General features: G+C 72.1%; 15 protein-coding genes and 1 tRNA gene. 10 read left to right on the top strand and 6 right to left on the bottom strand.

All coding sequences use genetic code 11. The features are described from left to right. Window positions 1-55: 55 nt before the first annotated feature. Together O7597_RS20705 and O7597_RS20700 are read right to left on the bottom strand one after the other, a co-directional pair. Window positions 56-127: transfer RNA gene (locus O7597_RS20705), tRNA-Val, on the bottom strand. Between the two features lie 50 nt (window positions 128-177). Continuing rightward, window positions 178-855: a TIGR02611 family protein gene (locus O7597_RS20700; RefSeq protein ID WP_281580449.1), complete on the bottom strand. Its 678-nt coding sequence runs from the start codon at window positions 853-855 to the stop codon at window positions 178-180. 297 nt (window positions 856-1152) lie between these two features. On the opposite strand from O7597_RS20700, the gene O7597_RS20695 reads away from it, so the two are divergent. Then, window positions 1153-1584, top strand: a complete 432-nt coding sequence (locus tag O7597_RS20695; protein WP_007457244.1) for an SsgA family sporulation/cell division regulator — start codon at window positions 1153-1155, stop codon at window positions 1582-1584. Window positions 1585-1754: 170 nt separating this feature from the next. Here O7597_RS20695 and O7597_RS20690 read toward each other — a convergent pair whose 3' ends face one another. Then, window positions 1755-2531, bottom strand: coding sequence for a glucose 1-dehydrogenase (locus O7597_RS20690; protein WP_281580448.1), 777 nt, complete (start codon window positions 2529-2531; stop codon window positions 1755-1757). A 213-nt stretch (window positions 2532-2744) separates the two neighbouring features. Here O7597_RS20690 and O7597_RS20685 point away from each other — a divergent pair, with 213 nt between their 5' ends. The 5 genes from O7597_RS20685 to O7597_RS20665 all read left to right on the top strand — a co-directional run bounded on the left by O7597_RS20685 (window position 2745) and on the right by O7597_RS20665 (window position 5253). Further along, window positions 2745-3644 (top strand): AraC family transcriptional regulator, encoded by a 900-nt coding sequence (locus O7597_RS20685; protein ID WP_269739111.1) that lies wholly within the window; start codon window positions 2745-2747, stop codon window positions 3642-3644. 85 nt (window positions 3645-3729) lie between these two features. After that, entirely contained in the window at window positions 3730-4185 is a 456-nt protein-coding gene (locus tag O7597_RS20680) for an Rrf2 family transcriptional regulator (protein ID WP_269739112.1), read from the top strand. Next, on the top strand, window positions 4185-4358 hold the full coding sequence (locus tag O7597_RS20675) for a GNAT family protein (RefSeq protein WP_281580447.1): 174 nt from the start codon (window positions 4185-4187) through the stop codon (window positions 4356-4358). Before O7597_RS20680 ends, O7597_RS20675 begins: the two co-directional genes overlap by 1 nt. A gap of 88 nt (window positions 4359-4446) precedes the next feature. Beyond that, on the top strand, window positions 4447-4620 hold the full coding sequence (locus O7597_RS20670) for a DUF4236 domain-containing protein (protein WP_093402924.1): 174 nt from the start codon (window positions 4447-4449) through the stop codon (window positions 4618-4620). A gap of 126 nt (window positions 4621-4746) precedes the next feature. Further along, window positions 4747-5253 carry a potassium channel family protein gene (locus O7597_RS20665; RefSeq protein ID WP_281580446.1) on the top strand — a complete coding sequence of 169 codons (507 nt, stop codon included), beginning with the start codon at window positions 4747-4749 and terminating at the stop codon, window positions 5251-5253. Here the strand turns inward: O7597_RS20665 and O7597_RS20660 are convergent. Then, the gene (locus O7597_RS20660) at window positions 5228-6082 is read right to left on the bottom strand and encodes a hypothetical protein (RefSeq protein ID WP_281580445.1); all 855 of its coding nucleotides are present in this window, start codon (window positions 6080-6082) and stop codon (window positions 5228-5230) included. The genes O7597_RS20665 and O7597_RS20660 overlap by 26 nt on opposite strands. A 48-nt stretch (window positions 6083-6130) precedes the next feature. Next, window positions 6131-6652, bottom strand: coding sequence for a VOC family protein (locus tag O7597_RS20655; RefSeq protein WP_269739116.1), 522 nt, complete (start codon window positions 6650-6652; stop codon window positions 6131-6133). 49 nt (window positions 6653-6701) lie between these two features. Between O7597_RS20655 and O7597_RS20650 the strand changes: the two genes are divergently transcribed. The 3 genes from O7597_RS20650 (at window position 6702) to O7597_RS20640 (ending at window position 11469) form a co-directional block, all read left to right on the top strand. Further along, on the top strand, window positions 6702-7163 hold the full coding sequence (locus tag O7597_RS20650; RefSeq protein ID WP_269742598.1) for a MarR family transcriptional regulator: 462 nt from the start codon (window positions 6702-6704) through the stop codon (window positions 7161-7163). Between the two features lie 68 nt (window positions 7164-7231). Next, window positions 7232-9085: a tetratricopeptide repeat protein gene (locus O7597_RS20645; RefSeq protein ID WP_281580444.1), complete on the top strand. Its 1854-nt coding sequence runs from the start codon at window positions 7232-7234 to the stop codon at window positions 9083-9085. A 161-nt stretch (window positions 9086-9246) separates the two neighbouring features. Continuing rightward, complete coding sequence (locus O7597_RS20640) at window positions 9247-11469, top strand: AAA family ATPase (protein WP_269742599.1); 2223 nt, start codon at window positions 9247-9249, stop codon at window positions 11467-11469. Window positions 11470-11563: 94 nt separating this feature from the next. Here the strand turns inward: O7597_RS20640 and O7597_RS20635 are convergent, their stop codons facing one another. Beyond that, window positions 11564-11965 carry a hypothetical protein gene (locus tag O7597_RS20635; protein ID WP_269739118.1) on the bottom strand — a complete coding sequence of 134 codons (402 nt, stop codon included), beginning with the start codon at window positions 11963-11965 and terminating at the stop codon, window positions 11564-11566. A 172-nt stretch (window positions 11966-12137) separates the two neighbouring features. Here O7597_RS20635 and O7597_RS20630 point away from each other — a divergent pair, with 172 nt between their 5' ends. Then, window positions 12138-14180, top strand: coding sequence for a glycerophosphodiester phosphodiesterase family protein (locus O7597_RS20630; protein ID WP_269739119.1), 2043 nt, complete (start codon window positions 12138-12140; stop codon window positions 14178-14180). Window positions 14181-14225: the final 45 nt, after the last annotated feature.

Here is a 14225-nt window from a genome sequence, read left to right as displayed (position 1 = left end):
CTGTACGGGCAGCAGAAAGGCCACCTCCCGGAGCTGGGAAGTGGCCTGAGCTGCGTGGGCGATACTGGGATCGAACCAGTGACCTCTTCGGTGTGAACGAAGCGCTCTCCCGCTGAGCTAATCGCCCTCAGCGCGGATGACTCTACCCGATCGGGCGCGCGGACCGCGAACCCGGGGTCAGTGCGTCGCGAGGTAGTGCAGCACCTGGGCGATGACGTCGATGCCGAGGCTGTACTTGATCGACAGCAGGGCGACGGCGCCGACGAAGACGAGGCCGATTGAGCCGATCACCAGGCGTACGGGCAGGGATTGTTTCTTGACCCAGGCCGTCCAGCCGTGGACGTGCCGGCGGGTGAAGGCGAGTAGGCGTTTGGCCCAGTGGAACTCCACCGCCCAGATGCCGAGGCCGGCGATCACCAGCAGCCAACCGGGGCCGGGCAGCGGGATGAGGGCGATGCCGAGGGTGACCACCAGGGCACCCAGCACCCCGAAGATGATCTTTAGTGCGATTCGGCCGGTGGGGTTGGCCCGGATCAGGGCGAGAGTGGTGGATATCCGCTGCCGCCACGGCGGCGGGTCGCGTCGCTCGGACACGGCGACACCACCCCTCTCGCGCTGTACGCCCCCGGTCATCTCCCCACGATGCCCCTTCCCGGTCGATCTATCCCGGCTTCCACCCGGGTAGCCACGTCCGTTGCGCACCCGCACAGCCGCAGCGCCACGGCCGTCCGACCGAACGTGATCGATCACTGACCGACCGTGCCGGCTTCTCCGCTTCTTCGGCACCCCGTACCCCCGCTGTTCGGCTGTGCGGACCGCGATGTTCGACGGGTCTCGTCCGGGCACCGCATCCACTGAGGAACGCGTCCGCGACCATTTCCCGCCCCAGTGTGGCGCGGGCCCGTCACTGCAACCGCCGACTGGACGTTACCGGAGTAAGTCGACGACTCAACAAACCCGATGCCGGGCAGGATGAACCCACTGGGCAGAATCGGAAATTCTACATGAAGTTTCACTTTCATGAGGCCCTTCCGACCCCCTTCCCACCACTGGGTGAAGTCAGCGCATGGCGGAGCGTAGCCAGGAGTAGCGGCTGAGTATGGGAAAAGCGGGACACGCGCGTTCCGCAGCGGTGCCGGGGGGAGAACGTTCATGAGTGTCATCCGACCGACGACCGTAGAGGTCGAGACGTCGCTAAGGCTCGTCGCACCTGACGCCACCGCCCTGCCGGTGCGCGCCAGTCTGCGCTACGACCCTGCTGATCCGTATGCGGTCCATGTCCTGTTCCATGCGGAATCGGCTGGTGGCGAGGCGGTGAGCTGGTCCTTCGCCCGCGAGCTGCTGGTGACCGGGCTGGACGAGCCGGCGGGCATCGGGGACGTACGGGTCTGGCCCTGGGCCACCCCGCGCGGCGACTTCGTCGCGCTGGCGCTGTCGTCGCCGGACGGCAACGCCCTGTTCGAGGTGCCGCGCAGCGTGCTGGTGCGTTTCCTGCGGCGGACCTACGTCGTCGTTCCGCGCGGCCGGGAGGCCGAGCACCTGGACGTCGACACCGCGGTGAACCGGCTGCTCGCCGGTCGCTGACAGACCGAACCGGGGCCGCGCGGATCTGCCGAATCCGCGCGGCCCCCGCCTACCCCCTCCACACCCCGCGACATCCTCCGCGATCTTGCACTTTTGGTCGCCGAAATGCCGGACAACAGCGGATCTGCCCCGACAGAAACTGCAAGATCGCAGGGTGGGAGCGGGCGGGGTCAGCCGTGGGTGGTCAGGCCGCCGTCGACGGGGATCACCGCGCCGGTCAGGTAGGCCCCGGCTCGGGAGGCCAGGTAGATGGCGGTGCCGGCCATGTCCTCGGGGCGACCGATGCGGCCGAGAGGGATCTGGGCCTCGATGGCCGAGCGGGAACCGCGGTCGTCGAGCGCGAACGCCATCATCTTGCTCTCGAACGGCCCGGGGGCGATCGCGTTGACGGTGATCTGCTCGCCGGCCAGCTGATGGGCCAGGCTGCGGGTCAGCATGTGCACCGCCGCCTTGGTGGCCGAGTAGGCGTACACCTCCATCATCGGCACCCGGATGCCGTCGATGGAGCCGATGTTGATGACCCGCGCCGGGTCGTCCGAGTTCGCCGCCGCCCGCAGAGCCGGCAGCAGCGCGGTGGTCAGCCGGAAGACCGCCTTGACGTTCACCGCCCACAACTTGTCGAACGCGCTCTCCGGGTAGCTCTCCAACGGCGCGCCCCAGGTGGCCCCGGCGTTGTTGACCAGGACGTCCAGCTTGTCGACCCGGTCCTGGACGGCGGCGGCGAGGTGCTGCGCGCCCTCGTCGCGGCTCAGGTCGGCGGGGATCGCCTCGCAGCGTCCGTGCACGGCCAACTCCTTGGCCACCGCCTCGCACACGTCGGCCTTGCGGGAGGAGATGATGACGTGCGCCCCGGCGGCGACGAAGCCCCGGGCGATCATCAGGCCGATGCCCCGGGAGCCGCCGGTGACCAGGACGGTCTTGCCGTCGACCGAGAACAGATCCTTCATGCCATCCCCTTGCGGTACCCGGCCGGGGGGCAGCCGGTGTCGGTGCCGCCGTCACGGACCCTCGGGGGCGTCACGACGACCAGGTCACTACCGATCAGTAACCTAACCGTCCGGCCACTTCGGGAACAACCCCGTCCGTCCGCCGAAGCCGCGACCTCCAAACCGGGTGGGGCGGGATGCGTACGGGCCGGGCTCGGGCTAACGTCGCAGGTGATGGTCCCTTCCGGTCACCTCGCCCCGGCGCCGCCCGACGCTGCCGCCAACCCGGCCGAGATCGAAACGATCACCCTCGGTGATCTCGCACCCGACAGCGGGTGGCGACGACCGTTGCTGCTGGACCGCGACGTGATCGTGCTGACCACGAGTGGGCACGGGCTCGCCGAGGTGGATTTCCGGGCCCTGCCCTGCCGGCCCGGCACGCTGCTGCGGATCCGTCCCGGTCAGGTGCTGCGGTGCGCCCTGCCCCAACTCGACGCCACGGTGGTCCGGTGGCGTCCGGAGGCGCTGGACGGGTTCGACGTCGACATCGACGGCGTGCCCAGCTGGGTCCAGCTGGCCGGCGAGGACGAGGACGCGATCATCAACGAGGTCAGCCAACTGACCGTCGATGCCAGCCGGCACCGGGACACCCGGGCCGCCCGCAGCCTGCTGCGCCATCAACTGAGCGTGCTGCTGCTGCGGCTGAGCATGCTGCCGTCCGGCTCCGGGCAGCCGTCGCGGCCGGAGGACGAGACCTTCCGACGACTGTGCCGCGAGGTGGAGCGGGCATACCAGGACACCCGGCGGGTCGAGGACTACGCCGACCGACTGGGCTGCTCGGTGCGTACCCTCACCCGGGCCTGCCTGGCGGTCACCGGGCGCAGCGCCAAGCAGGTGGTGGACGAGCGGGTCGCGCTTCAGGCCAGCCGGTTGCTGGCGGCCACCGATGAGCCGATCGCCCGGATCGGCCGGCAGCTCGGCTTCACCGAACCGACGAACTTCGGCCGGTTCTTCACGCGCGAGGTCGGCATGAGTCCGGGCGCGTTCCGGGCCGCCCGCGAACGGCCCGCGTCGGCACCGGTGGTCCGCCCCCGTCCACCCGTCGACGCTCGCATCGACGTCCATCGGGCATGACGGTGCGGCGCACGTGGTGCGCCGCCGGGCGATCCGGCGGGCTCAGGTGCGGCACCGGCGGCCACGGATTGGGCATGATGACGGGGTGCAGATCTCCGCGCGTGGCGACTACGCGGTACGGGCGACACTGAGTCTCGCGGCCAGCTACCCGTCGCTGCTGTCCACCCAGACCATCTCGGCGGAGCAGGACATGCCCCGCAAGTTCCTGGAGGCGGTCCTCGCCGACCTGCGTCGGGCCGGCATCGTGCGGGCCCAGCGCGGCGCGGAGGGCGGTTACACCCTGGCCCGACCGCCCGGCGAGGTGACCGTGGGCGCGGTGCTGCGGGCAGCGGAAGGGCCGCTGGCCGGCGTCCGCGGCCTGCGTCCGGAGGAGACCCGCTACGACGGGGTGGCCGCGCACCTGCCCGAGTTCTGGGTCGCGGTCCGCGCCGCCCTGCGCCGGGTGGTCGACGAGGTGAGCCTCGCCGACCTGGTGAACGGGCGGCTGCCTCCGCACGTCCGTCGCCTCACCACTCTGCCGGACGCCTGGGAACCCCGCTGATGCCCACTCCCACCCTGCGTACCGGACTGCCCCGGATCCACGCCACCGTGGACGCGCGGAACAGCGCGTCGCTGGCCCTGCTGGCCCGGCTCGGTTTCCGTCACGAACGCGATGTCGCCGAGCCCGACGGCAGCACCACCCGGGTGTTGTTCGTCGACCACCCGAGCGACTGATACTCCACTGCGGATCCGACCTGGTTTGGCGAATAGACGCAACGGGAATCTTCGAGCCCGTACGGGAAGTCTCGAAGGGAGCCCCACAATGGGTGTGATGTTGCGTAAGCGCAAGAAGTTCGGGCCGCTGATCCTGCACTTCACGCAGAACGGCTTCTCGTCCTGGAGCATCAAGCTCGGTCGGTGGTCCTGGAACTCGCGGGCCAAGGCGCACCGCGTCGACCTGCCGGGGCCGCTGCACTGGAAGCAGGACAAGTCCTGAAGCGCCGACGTTCAGCGGGGCGCCGGCACCCCCGGCGCCCCGACATTGTGTCTGGCCGCACCATCCGTTTCCGCTGACCCGGACGGGTCGCACCGATGACGCACCGCCGGGCCGGACAATTTCGACATGAATCAGAAAGCGGACCACCGGTCGGCGCGTCGGCGTACCGCACTGGCCTGCGGGCTCATTTTCGTGACCTACTTCGTCGTGCCGGTGGAGTCCGATCCCGACCCGACCCGACTCGGCCTGCGCATCGTGCTCACGCTGCTGATTCTCGGCGTGGTGGCGTGGCTGGTCACCGGTCAGGTACGCCGCCAGGTCGTCGCCGCGACCCACGAACGCGAGGCCCCTCCGCTGACGCACCTGGTCCTCGCGCTGGTCGCCGGCCTGCTCGCCTTCGCGCTCGCCGACTATGTGATCGCCCGGGTCGCGCCGTCCCAGTTCGTGAACCTGGAAACCCGCGTCGACGCGTTGTACTTCGCGCTGGCCACGTTGACCACCATCGGCTACGGCGACGTGCACGCCCACGGGCAGCTCGCCCGGGTGCTGGTCTGCGCGCAGATGGTGTTCAGCATCGGGGTGATCGCCACCGGCTTCTCACTCGTGGTCAAGCGCCTGACCGCACGGGTGTGACGAGCACGTCGCCGCCGAGCCGGCCGGCCGGCGGGGTCCGGGTCACCCGGCCGCCGTCGAGCAGGTCGTGCAGGGCCCGAACGGCGTCCACCGCCCGGTAGGCGGTCTCCGTCAGCGCGTACCGGCGCAGCTCGGTGACCGTGCGCTGGCCGTGCCGGGTCAGCTCGCCCAGCAGCATCCGCCCGAGCGGGGCCGGATCCACCGGGGACGCCGGTGAGAGTGGCTCGCCGTACGGGTCACGGAACCGCAACCCGCTCGCCCACAGGGTCTCCTTCAGCTCCTCCAGGCTGCGGTCCGATCCGGTGCCGAAGCCGAGCCGCCGGTCCGTGTCGACCAACTCGACCTCGGTGGCCAGCGCGAACCCGGCGTCGACAAGCGCCGCCCGCAGGTGCCGCGCCACACCGGCGACCACGAACGCCTCGGCGGCCCGGCCGGTCGCGGCGGCGGTCAGCGCCACCGGATCGTCCGCCTCCAGGTAGGACAGCACCGGCGCGCCCGCGGCACCGGCCGCCCGAAGGGCCACCGGCAGCCGGGCCGGCGGGCCGGGCATCAGGTGTACGGCTACCTCGGCCGGCAGTCCCGCCTCGGCGGCACCGACCCTGGCCGGCAGGGCCGCGGTGCCCTCGGCGAGCACGAGGACGGTGAGCCGGCAGCCGCGCAGCCGCGCGGCGTGCTCGCCGGCCAGGCGTACGGCCTGCTCGGCCAGGTGCGGGTCGCTCCCGTCGTACCCGAGGGCGACGGTGGCCCGGCGGGCGCGGCGCAGCGCGGCCGGCAGCCACCGGTCCAGGTGTCGGAGAAACGGCGCGTGCCCTACGGCGTCGATCGGCATGCTCAGGTTCTACCGCAACGGGTCAGGCCGGCCCGCCTGGACGGCGGTTCACACCGGGACCGAGATGCCGACGCCGCCTCGGGTGTCCCCGCCGTAGCGCTGGATCTCGGCGGCCAGGTCGAGACGACCGATCCTGGTCCGGGCGGCGAGGGCGGCGTCGTCGAGCCGGTCGGCGGGCACCAGCCAGACCACTTCGAACTCCAGCCCGTCCGGATCCCGGCCGTAGAGGCTCTTGGTGGTGCCGTGGTCGGAGGTGCCGACCAGCGCGCCGGCCTCGGTCAGCCGCCGGGCGGTGGTGGCCAGCTCGTCGAGGGTGTCCACCTCCCAGGCCAGGTGGTAGAGGCCGACGGTGGCCCGGCCGGCGGTCGACCGACCGGCGCCCGCACCGATCTCGAACAGGCCGAGGTCGTGGTCGTTGGTGGAGCCCGGCGCCTGGAGGAAGGCGGCACCCCGGAAACCCTCCGGGGTCATCGGTACCCGGCGGAAGTCCAGCACGTCGCGGTAGAAGGCGACGCTGCGGTCGAGGTCGCTGACATAGAGGACGGCGTGGTTGAGGCGATGAATTCCCATGCGCCAAGGCTAGCCGGAAATTAGTTGAGTGTTCAACTACCACGCTATGATGCTAGTCATGACCCGCTGGCTGGACCCGGACGAACAGCGCACCTGGCGGGCGTTCCTGACCGCCTCCCGGGCGCTGATGGACACGCTCGACCGCGAGCTGCAACGCGACGCCGGGATGCCGCACGCCTACTACGAGATCCTGGTACGCCTCTCCGAGGCACCCGGACGCCGCCTGCGGATGAGCGAGTTGGCCGAGTCCAGCGGCTCCTCGCGCAGTCGGCTGTCACATGCGGTGGCCCGCCTGGAGGCGGCCGGCTGGGTGCGTCGCGAGGACTGCCCCACCGACCGGCGCGGCCAGATCGCCCACCTCACCGACGACGGTTTCGCGAAACTGGCCGCCGCCGCGCCCGGCCACGTCGAGGGGGTACGCCGGCACCTGTTCGACCCGCTCGACCCCGACCAGGTGGCGCAGCTACGCCGGATCAGCGAGGTGCTGGCCGAACGCCTGAGGTCAGCGTGACCGGATCCTGACCGAACCACTCCGGCGCGGGTCTTGTACTAAACGTCGCTGAATGAGCACGATGGGGCGTGCCCTCCGGCTTCGGTGAACTGACTGATCAGGCGCACGACCTGGTCTCCGCCGGCGATCTCGCCGGCGCCCAACGGCTGCTCGCCGACGCGCTGACCGGCGCCGACCCGCGCCCGGCCAACGCCACGTCCGAGTTGGCCGAGGCGGCCAGCCTGCACGCGCGGGTGCTGGTCGCGCTCGGCGAGCCGCACTCGGCACGGGGCTGGGCCGCCTACGCGTACGCCGCCAGCACCCGGCTGTACGGCCGCTCCGATCCGCGTACGGTGGCCGCCGCGGCCACCCTGGCGGCGGTGCTGCACCGGGTGGGCAGCTGGTCGCGGGCGGCCCGGCTGTACCAGGAAGTGATCATCGAGCTGACCGCGTCGGACGGGCCGGAGTCGTTGCGGGTGCTCGCCGCCCACGCCGATCTGGCCACCGTGGAGTACGCCCGGGGGCAGTGCCAGGTCGCCCGCGACCGGCTCCAGGACGCCTGGGAGTTGCACCGCGAGGTCTACGGCGACGGGCACCCGAGCGGGATCAAGATGCTGGCCCGGCTAGGCTCGATGCAGCGCGACTGCGGCCAGTTCGCCGAGGCGCAGGACAATCTGGCCCTGGCCCGTGAACTGGCCCGCCAGCACCTCGCCGTGGACGATCCGCTGGCCGTCCAGGTGGCGGCGCTGTCCCGGGCGGCGGCCAACCCGGACCACGTCTGCGCCGACAACCCGCCGGTCAGCGCGGAGGAACCGGTCGTGCCGTCCGCCCGTACCCCACCGACCGAAGACGTCCCTCCCGCGTCGACCTGGCCGCATCCGCGCCTGCCCGACGACGACGGTTCCGCCTGGACGGCGTCCGCGCCGACCGAGGCGGACAACGCACCTGCCGGAACAGCCGCGGCGGACACCTGGGCCGAACACGGGTCAGGATCCGCCGCGCCGCCGCGTGACACCTGGCCGCCCGCCTGGGCGACGGCACCGGAGGACGAATCGCCGGACGCACCGACCTGGGCCGCTGCCGCGCCGCCCTGGGGTTCGGACGAGCCGGCGCCCGCCGCCGGGGAGGACCATCCGGCGGAGGGCTACCACCCGAGCCACGGGTACCCGACGGCGGATATCGGAGCGCCCGGTGCCGCCTCGGCGGTGCCCACGCCCCGGCAGCCGGTCGACGGCCCGGCCGGGCCGCCCGAGGACTGGTGGGTCGGCCCGGCCGCCGAGCAGCCCGCCCCGAACCCCTATCCGGAGGTGCCGCCACCGACCGGCGGTGCCGTGCCGCCGAACGTGGTCGGGCTGACCGGCACGCCCCAGGCCCCCGGGGTGTACCGGTTGCGCCGGGTCGAGCCGGAACGCCCCGGGCCACCGTCGCGGCTGCTGCCGGTCCCGGTACGCCGCACCGCCGCCGCACCGGAACCGGCCGACCGACCGAACCGGCTGGTGCTGATCGTCGCGGCCGGAGTGGCCGTGGTGCTGCTCGGCGCCGCGGCGGTGATCGCCGGGGTGTCCCGAGTCGACGGCGGCGATCCGGCACCGCCGGCGGCCAGCGGTGACCCGACCGGCGCGGCACCTCCGGCGGCCACGGCCACCGATGGCGCTGCTCCCCCCGCCTCGCCCGGTGCCGCGCCGACCGGCCTGTCGCTGCGCGACAACCGGGACAGTGTGACGTTGCGGTGGACGTACCCGGCCGGGGCGGAGGGGCCGGTGATCGTCTCGGGTGGTCGGAACGGTCAGCCGCAGAATCCGTTCGCGGATCTGCCCGCCGGCAGCGACAGCTTCGTGGTCTACGGGCTCAACCGCGGTCTCGACTACTGCTTCACCGTCGCCGTGGCCTGGTCCACCGAGACCGTCGCCCGCTCCGACGAGGTCTGCACCGAGCGCCGCTGACCGGCGGAGCGCGCTATCTTTGGCAGTTCAGGCACAAAAAAGAACGGCTTGAAAAAGCCGTTCTGAATGCGAATTCTAGCCAATCGGGAGACGGATTGTCAAGGCACTCCGGCGGTTCACCGTCCGACGACGAGATCGGCCGCGAGCAGGAGTACGTCTCGATGCTGTACCAACGCCTCGACGACCTGCGGGACCAGGCGGCGACGCGGTTGACCGAGCAGCTGCGGTCCACCGGTGGCACGTTGCAGGCCCGCTCGCAGCGCGACGGCTCGGTACGCATGTACGCCGATCAGGTCGAGCAGTTCTCGGCGGTGGAGAACGGCCTCTGCTTCGGCCGGCTGGACACCGACAGCGACCAGCGTCACTACATCGGTCGAATCGGCATCTTCGACACCGAAGGTGACTACGAGCCACTGCTGATGGACTGGCGGGCCCCGGCCGCCCGCGCCTTCTACCTCGCCACCGCCGCGAACCCGCAGGGCATCCGGCGACGCCGGCACCTGCGTACCCGGCAGCGGAAGGTGGTCGGCCTCAACGACGAGGTACTCGACCTGACCGCCGCCTCCCCCGCCGCCCACGAGGAGCTGACCGGTGAGGCGTCGCTGCTCGCGGCGGTGAACGCCGGCCGGACCGGCCGGATGCGCGACATCGTGGAGACCATCCAGGCCGAGCAGGACCGGATCATCCGGGCCGACCTGTCGGGCGTGCTGGTGGTCCAGGGCGGGCCGGGCACCGGGAAGACGGCGGTGGCGCTGCACCGGGCCGCGTACCTGCTCTACACCCACCGGCGGGAACTGTCGACCCGGGGGGTGCTGCTGGTCGGCCCGAACGTGACGTTCCTGCGGTACATCTCGCAGGTGCTGCCGGCGCTCGCCGAGACCGGCGTGCTGCTGCGCACCCAGGGCGACCTGTTCCCGGGGGTCACCGCCCACCGGGCCGAGCCGGCCACCACCGCCGCCCTGAAGGGCCGCCTGACGATGGTCGAGGTGCTGACCAACGCCGTACGCGACCGGCAGCGGGTGCCCGACGAGCCGCTGGAGATCGAGCTGCCGCAGCGGGAGGTCCTGGTCCTCGACCCGGCCACCGTGCGGGCGGCGCGCGACCGGGCCCGGCGCAGCGGCCGGCCGCACAACCTGGCCCGCGCGGTCTTCGACATCGAGGTCATTCACGCGCTCGCCGACCAGGTGGCCGAACGCATCGGCGCCGACCCGCTGGGCGGGGAGAACCTGCTGGAGGAGGCCGACCGCGCCGAGATCCGCCGTGAGCTGCGCGAGGAGCCGGAGGTGCGGGCGACCCTGGACGAGCTGTGGCCGGTGCTCACGCCGCAACGCCTGCTCGCCGACCTGTACGCCGACGCCGAGCGCATCGACACCGCCGCGCCCATGCTCAGCGACGCCGAGCGGGCCGCGTTGCACCGCGAGCCGGGCGGCTGGACACCGGCGGACGTGCCCCTGCTCGACGAGGCGGCGGAGTTGCTCGGCGAGGACGACCGGGCCGCCGCCGCCCGCCGGAGCCGGATCCGTGCCCTGCAACGCGAGTACGCCGAGGGTGTGCTGGAGATCGCCCGGGGTTCGCGCTCGATCGACGTGGAGGACGAGGCCGAGGGGGGCGAGATCCTTGGCGTGACCGACCTGCTCGACGCCGACCGGCTGCTGGAACGGCAGGAGGAGGCGGACCGGCTGACCACCGCCCAACGCGCGGCGGCCGACCGGGGATGGGCGTTCGGGCATGTCATCGTCGACGAGGCGCAGGAGCTGTCGCCGATGGCGTGGCGGCTGCTGATGCGCCGCTGCCCGAGCCGTTCGATGACCATCGTGGGCGACGTGGCGCAGACCGGTGCGCTGGCCGGCACCCCGTCGTGGGCGGAGGCGCTGGCGCCGTACGTGGCGGACCGGTGGCGGCTGACCGAGCTGACCGTCAGCTACCGCACCCCCGCCGAGATCATGGATGTGGCCGCGGGCGTACTGGCCCAGATCGATCCGGCGCTGCGCCCGCCCCGCGCCGTACGCTCCAGTGGTTTCGCGCCGCGCCAGCGGGCGGTGCCGGCGGAGTCGCTCGCCGCGGAGCTGGTGGCGACCGCCACCGCCGAGGCGGCCGGGCTGACCGACGGGCGGCTCGGGGTGATCGTCCCGGCCGGCCGGCTCGACGACCTCGGTGCCGCGCTGACGGCGGCGCTGCCCGAGGCGGCCGTCGGCGAGCAACCGGAGCTGGAGAGTCGCGTCGTGCTGCTGACCGTCGCCGGTGCCAAGGGCCTCGAATTCGACTCGGTCATCGTGGTCGACCCCGACCGCATCATCGCCGAGTCCCCCCGAGGTCCCAGCGACCTCTACGTAGCCCTGACCCGAGCCACCCAGACCCTGACCACCCTCACCCCCACCCCCTGATCCCTCGCGCGTTGAGCATGAGGTTGGCGGCGTCTTTGATCTCTGTGAGTGCCGCTAACCTCATGATCGACAAAGGGTTCGGGTGGGTGGGTGGTTAGTCGAAGTTGCCTTGGTGGGTGGTGGGGGTGGAGTTGTCGCTGGTGGGGCCGGCGGGTGGGGTGGTCAGGCCGCCGGTGGTGGCGTCACCGGTGGTGGTCGGGGCGACCTTGCCGGGGTGGCGCTCCGGTTGGCGGGCCACCCGACGGGCGCTGGCCGGGCCGGCGGTGCCGCCGGTCGTGGTGATCGCGCCCTGGCCGCGCGTCGGCCCGCCGTCGCGCAGGACGGTCGGGTCGATCGGCACGTCGGCCGGGTCGTCCGGGTCCTCACGTTGCAGCTGGCTCTCCACGTCGGTCGGCGGCACGGTCACCTCGTCCAGAGCGCCTTCGCCGTAACTGCCGCCGGTGATCCGCTCCTCGGCCCGGCGGGCGGCGTCCTGCCGCATCTCGTCCTCACGCACGATCCATCACCTCGCAGAAGGGTCGGTCTCGGTGCGTGCCCGGTGACCGGCGCGGCAAACCCGCACCGCCGGTTCACCCGACCGTCGCACTGCGCTTGCCTGCCCGCCGTGCCCGCTGCCGATGCTGTGCAGCGGATTCGGCGGGAGATCCCCGCGGGAGGGAGAGGACAGCGTGCGCACCGTACGCCGTACCGCCGTCGTGGCCCTGGTCGCGACGACAGTGACGACCATGCTGGCGGCGCCTGCCCCGGCACATCAGCGCCCGGACCGGAACTTCGACCTACAGGCCCACCGGGGCGGGCTCGGACTGCGGGTGGAGAGCACCCTCGCGTCGTTCGGCAACGCCCTCCAGCTCGGGGTGAGCACCCTCGAACTGGACGTTCAGATCACCGAGGACGGACGGGCCGTGGTCACCCATGACCGGCGGGTCAGCGCCGCGAAGTGCACCGACACCGCCCCGGTCGTACCCGGTGACCCCGAGTTCCCGTACGTCGGGAAATACGTCAACACGTTGACCCTGGCGCAGGTGCGCACCCTCGACTGCGGCTCACGTACGCTGCCGGACCGGCCCGGGCAGCTCGCCGTGCCGGATGCCCGGATGCCGCTGCTGAGCGAGGTCTTCGCCCTGGTGAAGCGGTACCGGGCGGACGACGTGACGCTCAACATCGAGACCAAGGTAGAGGCGGGAGCGCCGAGCGAGACCGCCCCGCGGGAACAGTTCGTCCAGGTCACCGCGAAGGAGATCCGGGCCGCCGGGCTGCTGCGTCAGGTGACCATCCAGAGCTTCGACTGGGGCGCGCTGAAGCGGATGCGTCAGGTCGAGCCCCGGCTGCCGCTGGTCGCGCTGACCAACTTCGACTTCCTCCAGGTCGGGCAGCCGGGCGCCTCCCCGTGGCTGGGTGGGCTGGACATCGACGACTTCGGCGGCGACCCGATCCGGGCGATCCGCAGCCTCGGCGTCACCGCCTTCTCGCCGGTGCACGGCTTCCCGCAGAACGGCACCGTCACCGACCCCGGCTACCGGCCGTACGTGACGCGGGAGATGGTGACCCACGCGCACCGCAACGGCATCCGGGTGATCCCGTGGACGGTGAACGACGTGCCGACCATGGCCAAGCTGATCGACGACGGGGTGGACGGCATCATCACCGACTACCCGGACCGGCTGCGCACGCTGCTCGCGCAGCGCGGCTACCGGCTGCCCCGGGCGTACGCGTCGCCGTTCGACATCCAGGCCCACCGCGGCGGCCGGGCGACCCGACCCGAGAACACCCTGCCCGCCTTCGCCAACGCCCTGGCCAACCCGGCGATCTCCACCCTGGAACTGGACACCGGCGTGACCTCCGACGGCCGGCTGGTGGTGCTGCACGACCGCGCCGTCAACGGCTCGCACTGCCTCGACACCGCACCCGTGCGGCCCGGTGACCCGCAGTTCCCGTACGTGGGCAAGCTGGTGCACTCGTTGAGTCTCGCGCAGCTCAAGACCCTCGACTGTGGTACGAGGACCGCCGCCGACATGCCGGAGCAGGTGCCGGCCCCGGGTGCCCGGATCCCCACCTTGGAGGAGGTCTTCGCGCTGGTGAAGGCCAGCGGCCGGACGGACATCCGGTTCAACATCGAAACGAAGATCAGCCCGTTGGTGAACGACACCGAGCCGTACCGCGGCTTCACCCGCAAGCTGGTCACCGCCGTGCAGCGCGCCGGCCTCACCGGCCGGGTCACCATCCAGTCCTTCGACTGGCGCACCATCACCTACGCCCGGCACCTGGACCGGCGGATCGAGACGGTCGCCCTGATCTGGCAGTACGGGCCGGCGGAGTGCGCCAGGCTGGCCGACGAGTGTTCGCTGCGGGCGGTGTACGGCGACCCGTCGGTGAAGAGCCCGTGGACCGCCGGACTGGACTGGTGGAAGTACCGGGACCTGGGCCGGCTCACCCGGGCCGCCGGCGCCAGCACGGTGTCGGCGAACTGGCAGGTGCACGACCCGGCGCAGGGTTCGGTCACCCACCCCGACTGGTACCTGCGGCAGGACCCGACGTACTTCCACGGACCGGACGTACGCACCCTGCAGGCCCGGTACGGCCTGAAGGTGATTCCCTACACCGTCAACGACGCGGGCGTGATGCAGCGGGTGATCGACCTCGGGGTCGACGGCATCATCACCGACGACCCCGATCTGCTGGTCGGCGTGGCCATCCGCAACGGCCTGCGGTGAGCCTCGGCGCGGGCGACGCGGCACCCCGGCGTCGCCCGCGGGAAC

Origin of the sequence: Verrucosispora sp. WMMC514 (assembly GCF_027497295.1) — a bacterium.
Classification (GTDB): Bacteria; Actinomycetota; Actinomycetes; order Mycobacteriales; family Micromonosporaceae; genus Micromonospora; species Micromonospora palythoicola.
This window is presented reverse-complemented; position numbering and strand designations above follow the sequence as displayed.

What these genes read in the sequence shown, in the direction of transcription:
- O7597_RS20695 (WP_007457244.1), top strand. Translation starts at nt 1,153, where the DNA reads ATGAGTGTCATCCGACCGACGACCGTAGAGGTCGAGACGTCGCTAAGG.
- O7597_RS20690 (WP_281580448.1), bottom strand. Translation starts at nt 2,531, where the DNA reads ATGAAGGATCTGTTCTCGGTCGACGGCAAGACCGTCCTGGTCACCGGC.
- O7597_RS20685 (WP_269739111.1), top strand. Translation starts at nt 2,745, where the DNA reads ATGGTCCCTTCCGGTCACCTCGCCCCGGCGCCGCCCGACGCTGCCGCC.
- O7597_RS20675 (WP_281580447.1), top strand. Translation starts at nt 4,185, where the DNA reads ATGCCCACTCCCACCCTGCGTACCGGACTGCCCCGGATCCACGCCACC.
- O7597_RS20670 (WP_093402924.1), top strand. Translation starts at nt 4,447, where the DNA reads ATGGGTGTGATGTTGCGTAAGCGCAAGAAGTTCGGGCCGCTGATCCTG.
- O7597_RS20665 (WP_281580446.1), top strand. Translation starts at nt 4,747, where the DNA reads ATGAATCAGAAAGCGGACCACCGGTCGGCGCGTCGGCGTACCGCACTG.
- O7597_RS20660 (WP_281580445.1), bottom strand. Translation starts at nt 6,082, where the DNA reads ATGCCGATCGACGCCGTAGGGCACGCGCCGTTTCTCCGACACCTGGAC.
- O7597_RS20655 (WP_269739116.1), bottom strand. Translation starts at nt 6,652, where the DNA reads ATGGGAATTCATCGCCTCAACCACGCCGTCCTCTATGTCAGCGACCTC.
- O7597_RS20650 (WP_269742598.1), top strand. Translation starts at nt 6,702, where the DNA reads ATGCTAGTCATGACCCGCTGGCTGGACCCGGACGAACAGCGCACCTGG.
- O7597_RS20640 (WP_269742599.1), top strand. Translation starts at nt 9,247, where the DNA reads ATGCTGTACCAACGCCTCGACGACCTGCGGGACCAGGCGGCGACGCGG.